Here is a 14,631-nt window from a genome sequence, read left to right on the forward strand (position 1 = left end):
CTGCCCAGCGCTCATTGGCGCTCGCCAATCAGCAATGGGCATCACAAAGCCCGGCAGGGAAAGTTCCGGGCGCACCGGATAAGACCGCCATCAGGTCCTGTGCAGGGGTCAAAACTGCGGTAGCGAAGCCAAGCTTCGATTAATGGGCGGTGTTCTGCGCTGTTGCCACCAGCGGAGGTCCGCGCCGGATAACGCTTGTCGAGTACACCGCCAAGGTGCAGGCCCGGGGCTCTTCCCATCCCGGAGGAGCAGTTAGGGGTGCGGGCGGCTGGTGCGAATAGGCCAGGAGAACCCAGAACCGGGTCCAGCGGCAAAGGGCCATGAGGCCGGCGAGGCTGGTCATGAGCTCGTCCCCGCGATGCACGAAGAGCACCGTGGCAATCCCGGCAATGACGTGGGCGATAATCATGGAAGCATCACCGTGTCCAGGCATCGGCAATGCCGAGTCCCGTGGCAGCTCCAGGATCATGTTCATGCCATGCGCGCCGAAATCCCCGGGTCGCGGCTGCGCCATCGACGCATGGTCCGACCCCATGGAGAACATCAGGTGGAACAGCATCTGGCTGATGGCCACCATGATGGCTAGCCGAAGCAGCGTGAAATGGCGTCCGCTGAGCCCTGTGCAGACCAGCAATGACAACGACAGCGGCAGGGCGATATTCAGAACGCCCGGCACTGCCCCTCCGGCCAGCACGTGGGATAGCAGCGATACGAAAGTCGCGCAGAACGCGACCGCCATGCCTCTGAGCACACGTGTTGAACGGGAGGTTTTTTCCACAGGCAACAGTATGTCAGATACGGGATTCACTCTCCGGCAGGCCCGGCCGGACGCGGGCTCAGCCTTTCAGCGACGCGCCGCCGCAGATGGTCATCACCTGGCCGGTGATGGACTTGCCATGCTCCCCGCCCAGGAACAGCACCAGGGCGGCCACATCGGCGGGATCCACGAGCGCGCCCAGTGGCGGCGTGACCGGCGGGACGCCCGCCCTGCGCGGATCAACCATCATCGGGGTATCAGTGGGCCCCGGCGCCACAACATTGCAGGTGATGCCACGCGGCGCCAGCTCCATGGCCCAGCTGCGCGACAGCCCGGCGAGCGCTGACTTGGTAGCGGCATATTGGCTCTTGCCAGCGACACCGCTCATGGTCCGGCTGCCAATCAAGATGATCCGGGAGCCATCCTCCATCTTCGGTGCCAGGGTGTTGAGCAGCGCCATTGGCGCCTGCACATGAACCGCGTGCATCCCCGCCAGATCCTCCGCCTTGAGCTCGCCCAATGCCCCGGTCGCCATATAGCCTGCGGCATGGACAAAAAGATCGGGCGCCGACAGCTGCTGTGCGGCTTCCTGGACCTGGCCCAGGTCTCCCAGGTCGGTGCTCCGCCAGGAGAAGCGCTCATCGGCGATGGCCGGTGCCCTGCGGCTCAGGCCCGTGACTTCATAGCCGGCTTCCAGCAGGGCGCGGGCGATCGCTTCGCCAATGCCGGAGCTGACCCCGGTGACCAGAGCGCTAGGCATGATCGCTTGCCTCCGGCGCGCTGACCCACGAAGGGTCGATGCGCACGTACTTGATGGCCTGGCGGAAATAGGTGTAGGCCAGGTGCAGGGCCCCATCCTGGCCTTCGTGGATGGAAGGATAGGAGAATTCCCGGTTCAGCCCCTCGCGGGAATTATTGGAAAGGCAGTACCCGTCCCCCACTTCGAGGTTCCTTCGTGCTGGCCAGCTTCTGCCCTGATCCGATGAGATCGCCACGGTCAGCGGCGCGCGGGGCGTGCCCCAGAAGGCCTTTTGCACCCCGGGTTCCCCGGTGGCCACCGGTTCGAACACCACCGGGCCATCGACGCTGGAATCCAATCCCTCATCGTCGATCTCGTCGTAGAGCGACAGCCGGCGTTCGGTCTGCTCAGTGGCCTGGGAGTGGTTGTAGATCAAGGCCAAGCGGCCATCATTCATGGAGACGAACTGGATGGATGAATTGTTATTCGGCAATTCGGTGGCTTCCGGCACGCTCCACGTCAGCCCGCCGTCCTCGGAACGCGAGGCATAGATCCAGTCGGCCCAGCGGCTGCGATACAGCGCGAGCAGGCTGCCGTCGGCCAGCGCCGCGACATTCATGTGCACGCAGCCGGTGGAACCCTCGATAATCTGCTCGGTCCATGTGGCTCCGCCATCGGTGGAGACCATCAGTGCGGAGTCGTCGAAGTCCCCCACCCATTTTTGCCCTGGCACGGTAGCGCAGCGGAAGACCGGAACATATAGCCGTTCGCCGACCTGCACCGGTGGCTGGCGCACGAAGACCCCGCCGTGGTCGGTGGCGGCAAAGAGGGTTTCGGGGTCGGACCAGGTGCTTCCGTGGTCGCTGGAGATGCGGCGGCGCACCTCGGAGGTGTCCTGGTTTCCCGCGTGCTGGGCCGTGTACAGCAGCCAGAGTTCCTCACCGTGGCGGTACAGGATCGGGTTCTGCTCGGAACGGGTCGAGTCGCTGGACAGCTGCTGTGCCGGCGACCATTTTTCCGCCCAACGCCCCTCGGGCAGACGCTGCAGGGTGGAGAAGTAGATGCTGATATCCGCCACCCCTTCCTGTGTTCCGCCGAACCAGACGCAGCCCAGATCCCCGTTGCCCAGGGTCATCAGGTTGGCTGCGTGGGATTGCACCGTGGGTGCCGGCAGGTAGGCGTAGGCCAGCGGCCCATCCTCGTGGATCTGCCCGTCGGGGTTGATGGTGGAAAAATCGGTCAACGACATTGTCTGATTCCTTGCTGTCTATTCGGTGCTAGGAGCGGGCCTGCTGCAGGTGGGCCGCGGCCGTTGCTTCCAGGTGGGTCAGGTCCGAGGCCACCGTGGCGAAGGTATATCCTTCGCCGAGGCGCTGCTGGGCCAGCTCTCCGTTGGCGTTGTGGATGCCGGCGGCAATGCCAGCCTGCTGTGCTGCCGCGCTCACCCGCTTGAGCGCGGCCTCGAATTCCTCCTTGATCGCCGGATCCCCGGGGAATGCGGCGCCGATGGCCAGGGCCAGGTCGCTGGGCCCGACGTACAGCCCGTCCAGGCCCTGGACGGCGGCGATTTCTTCGACGTTCTCCAACCCGCCCGGAGTCTCGATCATGGCGAAGACCATGGTGGTGGCATCCGATTCCGCTGGTACCGGGCCAACGCGCAGGGCCGAGCGCATGGGTCCGTAGGAGCGGATGCCATGCGGCGGGTACTTGGCGTATTTGACCGCGTCGGCGGCGTCTTGCGCGTTGTCGACCAGCGGCACGATGACTGCCACGGCGCCAGCGTCCAGGGCCTTGCCAATGGCGGTGGCGTTATTGGCTTCCACGCGGACAACACCGGCGGCCTGGCCGGAGGCGTCGATGGCCATCAGCCCGGTGAGCATTCCGTTGTAGCCGATCAGGCCGTGCTGCGCGTCGAGGGCAACGTAGTCGTAGCCCAGGCGTGCGATGCGTTCGGTGGATACCGGCGAATCGAGCACCACCCAGTACCCGACGGCTGGTTCGCGGTCACGGATCTTGCGGGCGAATTCGGTGGCAACTGCTGAGGTCATGGCGTTGGTGTCTCTTTCTTGTTAACGGTTGTAGGCAGGCATCGGGCCGTGCAGCGAGGCGGTGGCCGCTGCGGCTGCCTCCGCCAGGTTCTGCTCCAATGGCCCCTTGGCGATGGCGGCAATGTTGGATTCGAGCTGGCTTGCCTTGGATCCGCCAAGCAGCAGCGAGTCGACGCCCTGGTGGTAGGCCAGCCAGCGCAGGGACAGCTCGATCAGGCTGATGCCGGCGTCCTCGGCCAGTGCGGTGAGCGCTTCAATGCCCTTGAAGAGGTCTTCGTCCCAGTAGCGCTCGGTGTACATGCTGGCCAGGCGGGAGCTGCCGAAGCGCCCTTCCTGCGGCTGTTGCGCGAAGCTATGGCGCCCGGTGAGCAGTCCGCCGCCGAGCGGGTTGTACACCATGGTCTGCACCCCGCTGGCTTGGGCGAAGGGCAGGTATTCGGTTTCGATGCGCCGCGCTACCAGGTTGTACAGCTGCTGGGCCACCACAGGTGGCGGCGCGCCGACCGACTCGGCCACATGCCTTGCCTGCGCAATCTGCCAGGCGGCGAAGTTGGAAACGCCCAGGGACAGGATCTTGCCTTCCTGGTGCAGCTTCGCGACTTCGCCCAAGGTCGCTTCCAGCGAGGTGGCGTAGTCGGGCTGGTGCAGGTAGAACAGGTCCAGCCGGTCGGTGTTCAGCCGCCGCAGCGAGGCCTCCACGCTTCGGCGCAATGCCGCTGGGGACAAGGGCGAATCCTCGCCGGCATCCGCATGGGGCATTCCGGCCTTGGACGCCAGGAATACCGAGTCGCGCTTGCCTTCCAGCAAGGTGGCCAGCAGCTCTTCGGTGGCCCCGCCGACATAGGCGTTGGCGGTATCGATATGGGTGATTCCCGCGTCCAGTGCCGTATTGAGCATCTGCTCGCTGGCTTGGGCATCGGCGGTGTCGCCGAAGGTCATGGTTCCCAGGACCAATGCTGCCGGGGTGTTCTTGGGCATTGTCTTTGCTTCCTTGTTCGTCTCTTGCGGTTCTAGCTGGCCAGTCCGGCCAGGATGTGGCGCGGCTTCACGCCTTCCATCTGGCTCGGGTCCAGGGCCGCGCGGCGCAGCTTGCGGGTGTACGGCTGGGCCGGCGAGGTGAGCACCTGCTCGGTGCTGCCCAGTTCGACCAGCTTTCCCTTCTGCATCACCATGACCTGATCGCTGATTTCCTGCACCACGCCCAGGTTGTGTGAAATGAACACATAGGAGATCCCGGTGTCTTCCTGGATCTCGGCGAGCAGCTTGAGCACCTGTGCCTGCACCGAGACATCCAGCGCGCTGGTCGCCTCGTCACAGACCAGGAGCTCCGGCTTGGAAGCCAGTGCCCGGGCGATGCCGATGCGCTGGCGCTGGCCGCCGGAGAATTCATTGGCCCGCTTATCCAGTGCTCCCTCGGGCAGGCCCACGCGATCGAGCAGCCTCAAGGCCTCCTTGCGGCGTTCGGCAGGCGTCCCGATTTTCTGGATTTTCAGCGGCTCGGTGATGATCTGCTCGGCGCTGTGGCTGGGGTCCAGTGAGCCGTAGGGGTCTTGGAAGACCATCTGGAATTTGCGGCGCAAGGGGCGCAGCTGCTTTTCATTCAGGGCCACCAGGTCGGTTCCATCCAGCAGGATTTGCCCCTTGGCCGGCTTGAGCAGGCGCATGATGGATTTGGCGATGGTTGACTTTCCGCATCCTGATTCACCGACCACGGCCAAGGTCGTGCCGCGTTCCAGGTCAAAGGAAACGTCGTCCACCGCGCGGAAGATTCCGTTGTGCGTGTGGTACTCGACGCTCAGGTTCTTCACCGAGAGGAACGGTGCTTGCTGGTTCATGATGCTCCCTTTGGTGCCATTGGCGTTTCGTCCCAGGTTCCCAAGCGCGGAACCGCGGCGAGCAGCTTGCGGGTGTAGTCCTGTTCTGGTGCGTCGACAATCTGGGCGGCGGGGCCGGACTCGACGAACTTCCCCGAGCTCATCACATGGATTGTGTCGGAAACCAGGCGCGCAACGCCAATATCGTGCGTAATCATCAGTATCGAGATCCCGCTGCGCTGCTGCAGTTCCAGCAGCAGGTCGAGGATCCCGGCCTGCACCGTGACGTCCAGGGCGCTGGTGGGCTCATCGGCGACCAGCAGTTCTGGTTCGCTGGCCAGCGCAATGGCAATGAGGACGCGCTGCAGCATGCCGCCGGAGAGCTGATGCGGGAATTTCTTGAGTTGTTCCTCAACCAGTGGGATGCGCACCTGCTCGAGCAGCTGCACGGCCTTGCTGTGCAGCTCCTGCTTGCCGGTAATGCGTCCGGCCACCTTGATCGCCTCGCGCAGTTGCGAGCCGATCGTGGCTACGGGATTCAGCGCGGTCATCGGGTCCTGCGGGATCAATGCCAGGCCCCGTCCGCGGAACTTGGCGATGGCCTTGGGGTTGGCCAGCACGTCCTCGCCCTTGATCCTCACCTGGCCGGACAAGGCAGCAAGCCCGCGGGGCAACAGCTGGAGCAGCCCCATGGCGGTCGTGGATTTGCCGGAACCCGATTCGCCAATGATGGTGACGGTTTCCCCGTGGCCGATGCGGAAGTTGACGTTTTTGACCGCCTTGAACACGCCGTTGTCGGTCATCAGTTCCACGCTGAAGTCGCTGACTTCCAGGACTGCGGTGTTTTGCTCGCTCATCACTTGCCTTCCTTCTTAGAGGTGCGGCGCAGGTTTCCATCGCGCAGGGCATCGCCGAGCAGATTGACCCCGACCACCAGAACGACGATGAACAGGCCTGGCAGCGTCACCATCCACCACGAGGTGGTGATGTAGTCCTGGCCGTCGGAGATCAGCCGGCCCCAGGTGGAGAAGGGGCGCTGCGGTCCGGCGCCGAGGAAGGACAATGCGCTTTCCAGGAGCACCGCTTGGGCCAGCAACAGCAAGATCACCAGGCTGGCCTGCTTGAAGACATTGGGGATCACGTGCTTGGCGAGAATCTGCACTTTGGGAAGGCCCAGGGTCTTGGCCGCATCCACATAGGGCCTTTCGCGTTCCACGAGCACCAGGGATCGGGTCAGGCGCGCAACCTCGGGCCACTGGGCGATGGCGATGACACCGGTGATCACCGGGATGGATGGCCCGAAGAGGGCAACGACCAGCAGCAGCATCATCAGCAGCGGCAGGGACAGCTGGGCTTCGAGCACGCGGGAGATGATCACGTCGGCCCATTTGCCGTAGAACCCGGCAATGGATCCGAGGATCACTCCGACAGCCCCTGAAACGACGACCGCCAGCACGCCGATCATCAGCGAGGTCTGGCCTCCGAAGAGCACCCGGGAGAGCAGGTCGCGGCCCAGCTGGTCGGTGCCGAAGAGGTGCCCGTCGATCAACGGGGCCAAACGCCGGGCGCCGAGGTCCTGCATATTCGGGTCTGCGATCGGCAGCAGGTTGGCCAATGCGATCGGCAGGACCACCAGCAAGGTCAGGATGGTGCCCAGCCACAGCTTGATGCGGGTTGACCGGGCACGCCGGGCGGCCGCCGATTTCTTCAGCAGCTGCTTGGTCACTGCCGAGCCGCGGACCGGATCCGGAGCTTGCGCGAGGTTGCGGGTTGTGGTGCTCATGCCGAAGCTGCCTTTCCGAGGCGGACCCGTGGGTCCAGCAGTGGGTAGGCCAGATCGATCAGCAGCTGGACCGCGACGGCCAGCAGGGCGGTGATCAGCACGGTGGCCTGGATCAAGGGGTAATCGCGGGTTTCCAAGGCCCGGACGATCAGCGAGCCCACGCCGGGCCAGCCGAAGACAACTTCCACGACCACCACGCCGTTGAGCATCGCCGCGAAGCGGGTGCCCAGGGCGGTGAAGACGGGAATTCCCGCATTGCCCAGCGCATAGCGCCAGGTCAGCACCCGTTCGCTGACGCCGCGGGAACGGGCGATGCTCAGATAGGGGGCGTTGAAATTGGTGACCATTTCACGCTTGACCATGCGCGAGACCAGGGCGATCTGCAGGATCGCGACGGTGATGGTCGGCAGGACCAGCCCGCCCCAGGTCGTGAAGCCGGAAGCCGGGAACAGCGGGATGATCACCGAGAACCCGGTGAGCAGCATGATGCCGGTCCAGAAGTCGGGCATGGATTGCCCGGCGATGGTCAGCACGTTCACGCCGAGTTCCGCATCGGTATCGGTGCGGCGGGCCATCCACATTCCCAGCGGAATGGCGACCAGCGCGGCCAGCAGGATGGAGCTGGTGGCCAGGGTCAGCGTGTAGGGCAGCCGGTCCATCACCACCTGCACGGCGGGGGCCTGGAAGGAATAGGACTGCCCCAGATGGCCGGTGAACAGCTGTCCGATGAAAATCACGTATTGCTGGAGCAGCGGCTTGTCCAAGCCGAACTGCTCGCGCACGGCGGCCAGCTGCTCATTGGTGGCCAGCGGCCCGGCGAACGAGGCAGCCGGGTCGCCCGGTGCCATGCGGATGAGCAGGAAGACTACTGAAACGGTAAGGAATACCGTGAGCAGCCCCTGCCCGATGCGCTTGGGAAGATAGGTCAGCACGGCTCAGCTCTCCAATCCCACACGGGCCAGCGGGTAGGCGTTGGCGGCGGATAGTTCCAGGTTTTGCACGCGGTTGCGGCGGGCAAGAATTGACTTGGGGGTAAAGGCCCACGCGCAGGGCCAGGTGTCCCAGGCTGCCTGCTGGGCGACCTTGAGGTACTCGGTGCGCTTGGCCTCGTCGACTTCCGAGGCCGCGCGGGCAATTTTGCGCTCAACGCTGTTGTTGACGTAGCCCTGGTAGGTGTCGCGGGTCTTTTCCTTTTCCGCGGTGCCTGCGTACATGCCCTGCAGCATCGTGATGGCCAGCCCGGTAGGACTGGAGAAGCCATTGCCCAGCAGGTCCCAGTCCCCTTCCTTGCCTTGGCGCCACTGCAGGATATTTCCTCCGGGTTCAAACTGCTGGAGCTCGGTTTTCACTCCGATGTCCCCGAACATCTGCACCAGGGCCTCCATGATGGCGGTATCCGAGGGGAATTCTCCGGTCTCCCAGATGATCTTGAGCTTCAGGTTCTCCACGCCGAAATCCGACAGCAGGGATTTCGCCTTGCCCGGGTCGTAAACGTAGTCCCCGGTCTTGGCAAAGCCGAACAGGCTGGTCGGAGTCACGCCCTGCGCCTGTTCCACGGTGTCGATCAGGACATCGTGCACCAGGGCCTTGCCGTCGATGGCGAAGGACAGCGCTTCGCGGACTTTGGGATCGGCGAGCGGATGGGACTTCGGCTTGCGGAAGTTGTAGAAGATCTGGTTCAAGCGCAGCGAGGAGGCCGTGTCGATGGTGACGCCGGGCAGGCCCTGGAGCTGTTCCATGGAATTGGGCGAGATGGAATCGATGACATCAACTTCGCCGCTGCGCAAGGCGATCACGCGGGAGGATTCTTCGGGCAGGAAGCGGACGTTGACCTGGCGGATTGGCGCAGGTTCGCCCCAGTACTTCTCATTGCGCACCAGCGTGTAGGTCCCGGCGCCGCGGTCATAGGACTGGACAACATAGGGCCCGGTGCCCACACCGGTCTGCAGCTCTTCTGCCTTGTTATCCTCGGCAGGGGAAATCAGGATCAGCGCCATCAGCGCATCCAGGATCGGGATGGGCCCCTTGGAGTCCAAATGGAATGTCCGCTCATCGACTTCGGTGACCGAGGGGAATTCGGGGAAGAAGCTGGCGACGAAGGAGCCTTGCACCTTGGCGTACATTTCCAGCGCGGTGGCCACATCCTTCGGCTTGACCGGGCGCCCGTCCGAATAGGTGATTCCCTGGCGCAGCTTGACGGTCCAGCGTGTTGGCGATGCCATCACCATTGACTCGGCGAGCACCGGAATCGGTGCGATGTCCGGGCCGATCGCGGTCAGGCCCTCGCGGACCGCTCGCTGCACGGTGACGGCTGCATCGAACTGGTTCAGCTTGTTATCCAGCGATACCAAGGAACGGTTCAGGGCCAGGGTCAGCGTGTCCTTGCCCGGCAGCCCGGTGGGTCCTGCGCACGCGGTAGCGCTCATCCCCACTGCCGCAAAGAGCCCGGCGGCTCCGGCCAGCTGCAGCAGCTGGCGCCGCGACATCCCGGGCGAGAATCGTGCGGTCATCTTCGACCTCCCAATCGACTTTCTGGAGCGCTTTGCCCCATTGCTTGCAGGGCCATCCACTCGCTGTGATGTGTATCTCAAGGACACTTTGTCACGATTGCGCGAAATGCGCAATAGGCATAGCGCATTTCGCGCAACTGTGTCATGATGGCTCCAGAAGCACACGCTCGACCGGAGCCATCCGGAACCCGATTCAAGGAGGTGACAAGCATCCACATGGCCACGAACCCAATGGAAGTCCTGATTCTCGCCGATGATTTTTCCGGCGCCTGCGAAGTATCCTTGCCTTGGAGCGACCAGGGATTTGCGACCCGGATTTCCCTTGACCTCGCTGCGGGATCTTCAAACAAGTCCCGCCCCGTCACCGTCCTGGACACCAATAGCCGCTACCTGGACCCCGCCAAGGCCTATCGGCGCATCCAGGATCTTTGCCGCCGGCCCTCGCAAGACGCGCTGGTCTTCAAGAAGATCGATTCGCTGTGGCGCGGCAACCTCAACGCAGAGCTCTCGGCCCTGGCCGATAGCGGCTACCGGCTCATCATTGCCGGAGCACTGCCCCACCTGGAGCGGACCGTTGACAACGGGCGCCCGCTGGTTGCCGGCCAGCCGCTGGCTTCCACGGATGCCTGGCAGGTTGAAGCAGGACAAGCCCCCGAATCCATCACCGACCTGCTCGGTGGCCTCGAATCCGCAACGCTGGCCCGGCCCAGCACCGATGGATCGTTCCAAGAACACCTGGCCGCCGCGCTCGGTTCGGCACCCATCGCCATCGTCGACTGCTCAACCGAGGCGGACCTGCACTCCATCGCCGAATCCTGGCTCGGACTGCGCGCCGCGCACCCGGAGCTGTTCGCCCGCAGCATCCTGGTTGGCACCGGAGCCCTGAACGCGGCCCTGGCCAGCGCCCTGGCGGCGCGTCACGGCACAGCCGGCCAGGCCGCGCACCAGGATCCTGCCGCGTCCGATGCTCCGGCTCGCCACCTTCTGGGTGTCGTCGGCTCGGCCTCGGGCCCCTCCGGGCAGCAGCTTGAACTCGCCCAGAACCACGGCATCCCCTGTGCCGAAACAACCGGCGAGCTGCCGGCGCCCAAGCCAGGGGAACCAGTGATTCTGCGCGCAGCGCGCAACGGGGCGGAACCTTCAGCAGTGCTCCACCAGCTGCGCAACCAGGCAGCCGCCTTTCTTGCAGCGCACCCGGACTCGGATCTTTTCCTGACCGGCGGTGAAACAGCACGCGCCGTCCTCGACGACCTCGGTGTCACCTCGCTGGCCCCGCGCCAGCAGCTGGAACCCGGAGTGGTCATCTGCCAAGCCCCCGACGGGCGCCTGGTTGGCACCAAGCCCGGTTCATTCGGCAGCCCCGGCATCCTTTCCAAAGCCTTTTCCACCCTGCGCGATCTGCGCGCCATTCTTCCCCAGGAGCCAGAATCCATGAGCACCATTTCCCCAGATTCCCGTCCATTCATCGCCGTCACCATGGGTGACGGATCAGGAGTCGGTCCCGAGGTCACCGTCGGCGCCCTGCTGGATGCCAACGCCTACAGCATCAGCCGGCCCATCGTCATTGGCGACTGCCACCGGCTGTCCCTGGGCGCGAAGGCCCTGGGCCTCAAGGCCGACATCGTGGAAATCTCCGACGTCGCAGAAGCCCAGTTTGTTCCCGGCCGCATCAACGTCATCGACCCCCACCTGCTGTCTGCGGACCTTGAATGGGGCAAGATTTCCGGCGAAGCTGGCAACGCGGCCTACCATTACATCCGCATCGCCTGCGAACTGGCGATGCGCGGCGAGGTCCAGGGCATCTGCACCGCACCTCTGAACAAGGCCGCACTGCACGAAGCCGGCCACATCTACCCCGGGCACACCGAATTGCTCGCCCACTTCATGGGTGTCGATGAAGTATCGATGATGCTTTCAACGCCCAAGGTCAAGGTCATCCACGTGACCACCCATATCGGATTGATCGATGCCATCAAGAAAATCGAACCCGGGCTGGTTGAGCGCACGGTCCGCCGCGGCCATGAGGCACTGGTCCGCGCAGGCAATCCCACCCCGAAGATCGGGGTCTGCGCCATCAACCCGCACGCCGGCGAGAACGGCCTGTTCGGTTATGGCGAAGAGGAAGAAAAGATCATCCCTGCGCTCGAAAAGCTGCAGGCCGATGGGATCAACGCCATCGGCCCGCTGCCCGCCGATACCGCGTTCTTCCTGGCGGGCCGGGGCGACTACGACCTGATCGTCGCCATGTACCACGACCAGGGCCATGGCCCGGTGAAGGTTCTGGGCATCGAAGCTGGCGTGAACATCACCGTCGGCCTGCCGGTTATCCGCACCTCGGTGGACCACGGCACCGCGTTTGATATTGCCGGCACCGGCGTTGTCGAGGTGGGCAGCATGATCGAGGCCCTGCAGCAGTCGGTGAATTTGGCGACGGCCCCGGCCGAGTAAGCGAACCGGGCCAATGCCGATACACTCGGCGTAGTAGACCCACCGAATCAACTGGGGAAGGAGTCCCATGTCGACCAGTGCCAAGGTGCGCCAAGGGCAGATCCTGGAACTGGCCAATACCAGCGGGTTGGCCAGCGTAGAGGAACTCTCCGAACGATTCGGCGTCACCGCTTCAACGATCCGCCGCGATCTTTCCCGGCTCACCGGAGAAGGAAAGATTGCGCGCACCTACGGCGGGGCGATGCCCTTGACCGCACCGGTGATCGAGTCCACGTTCCGGCAGCGGAACATGGAGAACGCGGTGGCGAAGAGCGCCATCGGGCGCAAGGCGCGCTCGCTGGTGTCCGAGGGGCAAACCATCCTGCTGGATTCCGGTTCCACAGTTGCCTCCTTGGCCCATGAGCTGCGTGACGCCAATGAACTCACCGTGGCGACAACCTCGCTGGTGGTGGTCGAGGAACTGGCCGAGGCAGAGTCGGTACATGTTGAGTGCCTCGGTGGCACCTTGCGCCACCGCAGCGCCGCCTTTGTGGGCCCGCTGGCAGAATACTGCCTGGAGCGGATGAGTTTTGATTCCGTTTTCCTCGGCGCTGATGCCGTCACGCCCGATGCCATCTGCGAGGCCGACCTCGTGCAGACCCGGCTCAAGGAAAAGATGGCCTCGCGGGCGCAGCGCGTGTTTGTGCTGGCCGACAGCTCCAAGCTCAACCAGCATCCTTTCCATGCCTGGGCCAGATTGCCCGAAGGCTGGACGCTGATCACCGACGCACAGGCCAGCGAGAACCAGCTTGCGCCATTCAAGGACGCGAACGTGGAGATTATTCTCGCGGGCTGACCATCTGGCAGGCCACGAAGCCTTTCCCGAAAACAATCAATTTTTGCTATGCCGTTGCATCTCGCCGAGCGCGATGCAACGGCATTTTTAGTTCATTCACGTCGAGGCAACGAGCAGCGCGTCACCGCAAAAAAACTTCTTTCGCGAGCAACAGCCGATAACCATAAGCAGTACTTCAATGAACTGAATACTCTGTTCATTCTCTGAAATCTCTAGCCTGAATGGCTGATTTTTCGTTTTATCTACATCGCTCATCATCAGATTGCAGTCTGCATAAGCTTGCAATCTAGGCAAATTAAGCGTTACTACAAGCCCTTGCATTTTATGTACGTAGACTTCAAATGTGATGCAGATTATGGTTTTTCCATAGCCGGATAACGATGAATCCGGACCGAGTGACCGGGAGCGAACCGAGTGACCGGGAGCGAAACGCGCGGCACCACGAGATGTAGGAATGACGATGAACATACAAGCCGAATGGATGCGCGGAGGAACCAGCAAGTGCTGGGTCTTCGAATCCGAGCACCTGGACGAAACGGCCACCAGCCTCGATGAGCTGCTCCCGAAAGTATTCGGCAGCCCCGATTCACGACAAATCGACGGCGTTGGCGGAGCCACCTCAACCACCAGCAAGGCAGTCATTCTGCACCGTTCCAGCGACGCCGAAATCGATGTGGAGTTCACCTTCGCCCAGGTAGGCATCGAAGAAGCCACCGTGGATTGGGGAAGCAACTGCGGCAACTGCTCCGCAGTTGTCGGGCTCTACGCCATCGAGCAAGGATGGATCACCCCGTCCGGGGATACCACCCGAGTCACCACCCGCAACACCAATACCGGGCAGATCATCATCCAGCGCGTCGATACGCCAGACGGGGCACTGCCCATCGTTCCCCAGGCACAGATGCCCGGTGTAGCAACGGCCGGCTACAAGGTCGGGCTCGGATTCCGCGACCCTGCCGGCAAGACCACCGGCAGCCTCTTGCCCACCTCGAACCCAACAGACATCCTGCTTGCCGCGGGCCGCGCGTGGACCGCATCCCTGGTGGATGCCGGAGCACCCGTAGTCATACTTCGCGCAGAGGAACTCGGTCTCGACACCGCAAACTATGATTCATGGATGGCCGCCGTCGACTCGCAACTGATCGCCTTGGACCAGGTGCGCCGCGAAGCAGCGGTGCGCATGGGCCTGGCCGCGTCTCCTGAGCAGGCTGCCCGCGCCATCCCGAAACTTGCCATCGCCGCGGCACCGCAGGATGAAGACAGCGATGCCAGCGTCATGATGCTCTCCATGGGCAAGCCCCACCCGGCATTGGCCATCACCGGCAGCATCGCGCTGACCCTCGGCGCACAGACCCCGGGCACCATATTGGGCGAGATCACCGGCGGCGCGCCGCGCGCCACGCTGCGCCTGCGCACCCCCGCCGGCGTCATCGAAACCTGGAGCGAAAAACGCGAGGGGTCCATGTACGTCGGAGTGGACCGCACCGCCCGCTCCATCGCCAGCTCCACCATCCACCTCCCCGAGTCCCTCGGCAGCGTTGCCGAAACCGACCTAGCAAGCGCAAGCCGCTGAGGAGCCAGACCATGACTAATACAGGGTTCAAGGCTGCACCCCCAGCCGAACAAGAAGCCATCGCTGTCGGCACCGTCGATCCTCGGCGCCAAAACCGGCGCACCAAGCGCAACCTGCTGATCGT

General features: G+C 63.7%; 13 protein-coding genes. 3 read left to right on the forward strand and 10 right to left on the reverse strand.

Annotation, left to right across the window (positions count from 1 at the left end):
* Positions 1–139: 139 nt before the first annotated feature.
* From AOZ07_RS16730 to AOZ07_RS16775, 10 genes are read right to left on the reverse strand one after another with little or no spacing between them, the layout of a single operon-like run.
* Complete coding sequence (locus tag AOZ07_RS16730) at positions 140–778, reverse strand: hypothetical protein (RefSeq protein ID WP_194943714.1); 639 nt, start codon at positions 776–778, stop codon at positions 140–142.
* Between the two features lie 58 nt (positions 779–836).
* On the reverse strand, positions 837–1,517 hold the full coding sequence (locus AOZ07_RS16735) for an SDR family NAD(P)-dependent oxidoreductase (protein ID WP_060703020.1): 681 nt from the start codon (positions 1,515–1,517) through the stop codon (positions 837–839).
* Positions 1,510–2,745 carry a sialidase family protein gene (locus AOZ07_RS16740; protein WP_060703021.1) on the reverse strand — a complete coding sequence of 412 codons (1,236 nt, stop codon included), beginning with the start codon at positions 2,743–2,745 and terminating at the stop codon, positions 1,510–1,512. Before AOZ07_RS16740 ends, AOZ07_RS16735 begins: the two co-directional genes overlap by 8 nt.
* A 28-nt stretch (positions 2,746–2,773) precedes the next feature.
* Positions 2,774–3,544, reverse strand: a complete 771-nt coding sequence (locus AOZ07_RS16745) for an HpcH/HpaI aldolase family protein (RefSeq protein WP_060703022.1) — start codon at positions 3,542–3,544, stop codon at positions 2,774–2,776.
* 21 nt (positions 3,545–3,565) lie between these two features.
* Complete coding sequence (locus AOZ07_RS16750; RefSeq protein WP_060703023.1) at positions 3,566–4,522, reverse strand: aldo/keto reductase; 957 nt, start codon at positions 4,520–4,522, stop codon at positions 3,566–3,568.
* 32 nt (positions 4,523–4,554) lie between these two features.
* Complete coding sequence (locus AOZ07_RS16755; protein ID WP_060703024.1) at positions 4,555–5,379, reverse strand: ATP-binding cassette domain-containing protein; 825 nt, start codon at positions 5,377–5,379, stop codon at positions 4,555–4,557.
* The gene (locus tag AOZ07_RS16760; RefSeq protein ID WP_060703025.1) at positions 5,376–6,215 is read right to left on the reverse strand and encodes an ABC transporter ATP-binding protein; all 840 of its coding nucleotides are present in this window, start codon (positions 6,213–6,215) and stop codon (positions 5,376–5,378) included. Before AOZ07_RS16760 ends, AOZ07_RS16755 begins: the two co-directional genes overlap by 4 nt.
* A complete protein-coding gene (locus AOZ07_RS16765; protein ID WP_060703026.1) occupies positions 6,215–7,141 on the reverse strand; it encodes an ABC transporter permease in 927 nt (308 codons plus the stop codon). The genes AOZ07_RS16760 and AOZ07_RS16765 overlap by 1 nt, the downstream gene beginning before the upstream one ends.
* Complete coding sequence (locus AOZ07_RS16770) at positions 7,138–8,073, reverse strand: ABC transporter permease (protein WP_060703027.1); 936 nt, start codon at positions 8,071–8,073, stop codon at positions 7,138–7,140. Before AOZ07_RS16770 ends, AOZ07_RS16765 begins: the two co-directional genes overlap by 4 nt.
* Before the next feature lie 3 nt (positions 8,074–8,076).
* A complete protein-coding gene (locus AOZ07_RS16775) occupies positions 8,077–9,651 on the reverse strand; it encodes an ABC transporter substrate-binding protein (RefSeq protein WP_060703028.1) in 1,575 nt (524 codons plus the stop codon).
* A 216-nt stretch (positions 9,652–9,867) separates the two neighbouring features.
* On the opposite strand from AOZ07_RS16775, the gene pdxA reads away from it, so the two are divergent.
* From pdxA to AOZ07_RS16795, 3 genes are all read left to right on the forward strand, one after another.
* Positions 9,868–12,099, forward strand: a complete 2,232-nt coding sequence (pdxA, locus tag AOZ07_RS16780; RefSeq protein ID WP_194943715.1) for a 4-hydroxythreonine-4-phosphate dehydrogenase PdxA — start codon at positions 9,868–9,870, stop codon at positions 12,097–12,099.
* 67 nt (positions 12,100–12,166) lie between these two features.
* On the forward strand, positions 12,167–12,934 hold the full coding sequence (locus AOZ07_RS16785; RefSeq protein ID WP_060703029.1) for a DeoR/GlpR family DNA-binding transcription regulator: 768 nt from the start codon (positions 12,167–12,169) through the stop codon (positions 12,932–12,934).
* Between the two features lie 460 nt (positions 12,935–13,394).
* Positions 13,395–14,507 carry a PrpF domain-containing protein gene (locus AOZ07_RS16795; RefSeq protein WP_060703031.1) on the forward strand — a complete coding sequence of 371 codons (1,113 nt, stop codon included), beginning with the start codon at positions 13,395–13,397 and terminating at the stop codon, positions 14,505–14,507.
* The last annotated feature ends 124 nt before the right edge of the window (positions 14,508–14,631 follow it).

Origin of the sequence: Glutamicibacter halophytocola (assembly GCF_001302565.1) — a bacterium.
Lineage (GTDB): Bacteria > Actinomycetota > Actinomycetes > Actinomycetales > Micrococcaceae > Glutamicibacter > Glutamicibacter halophytocola.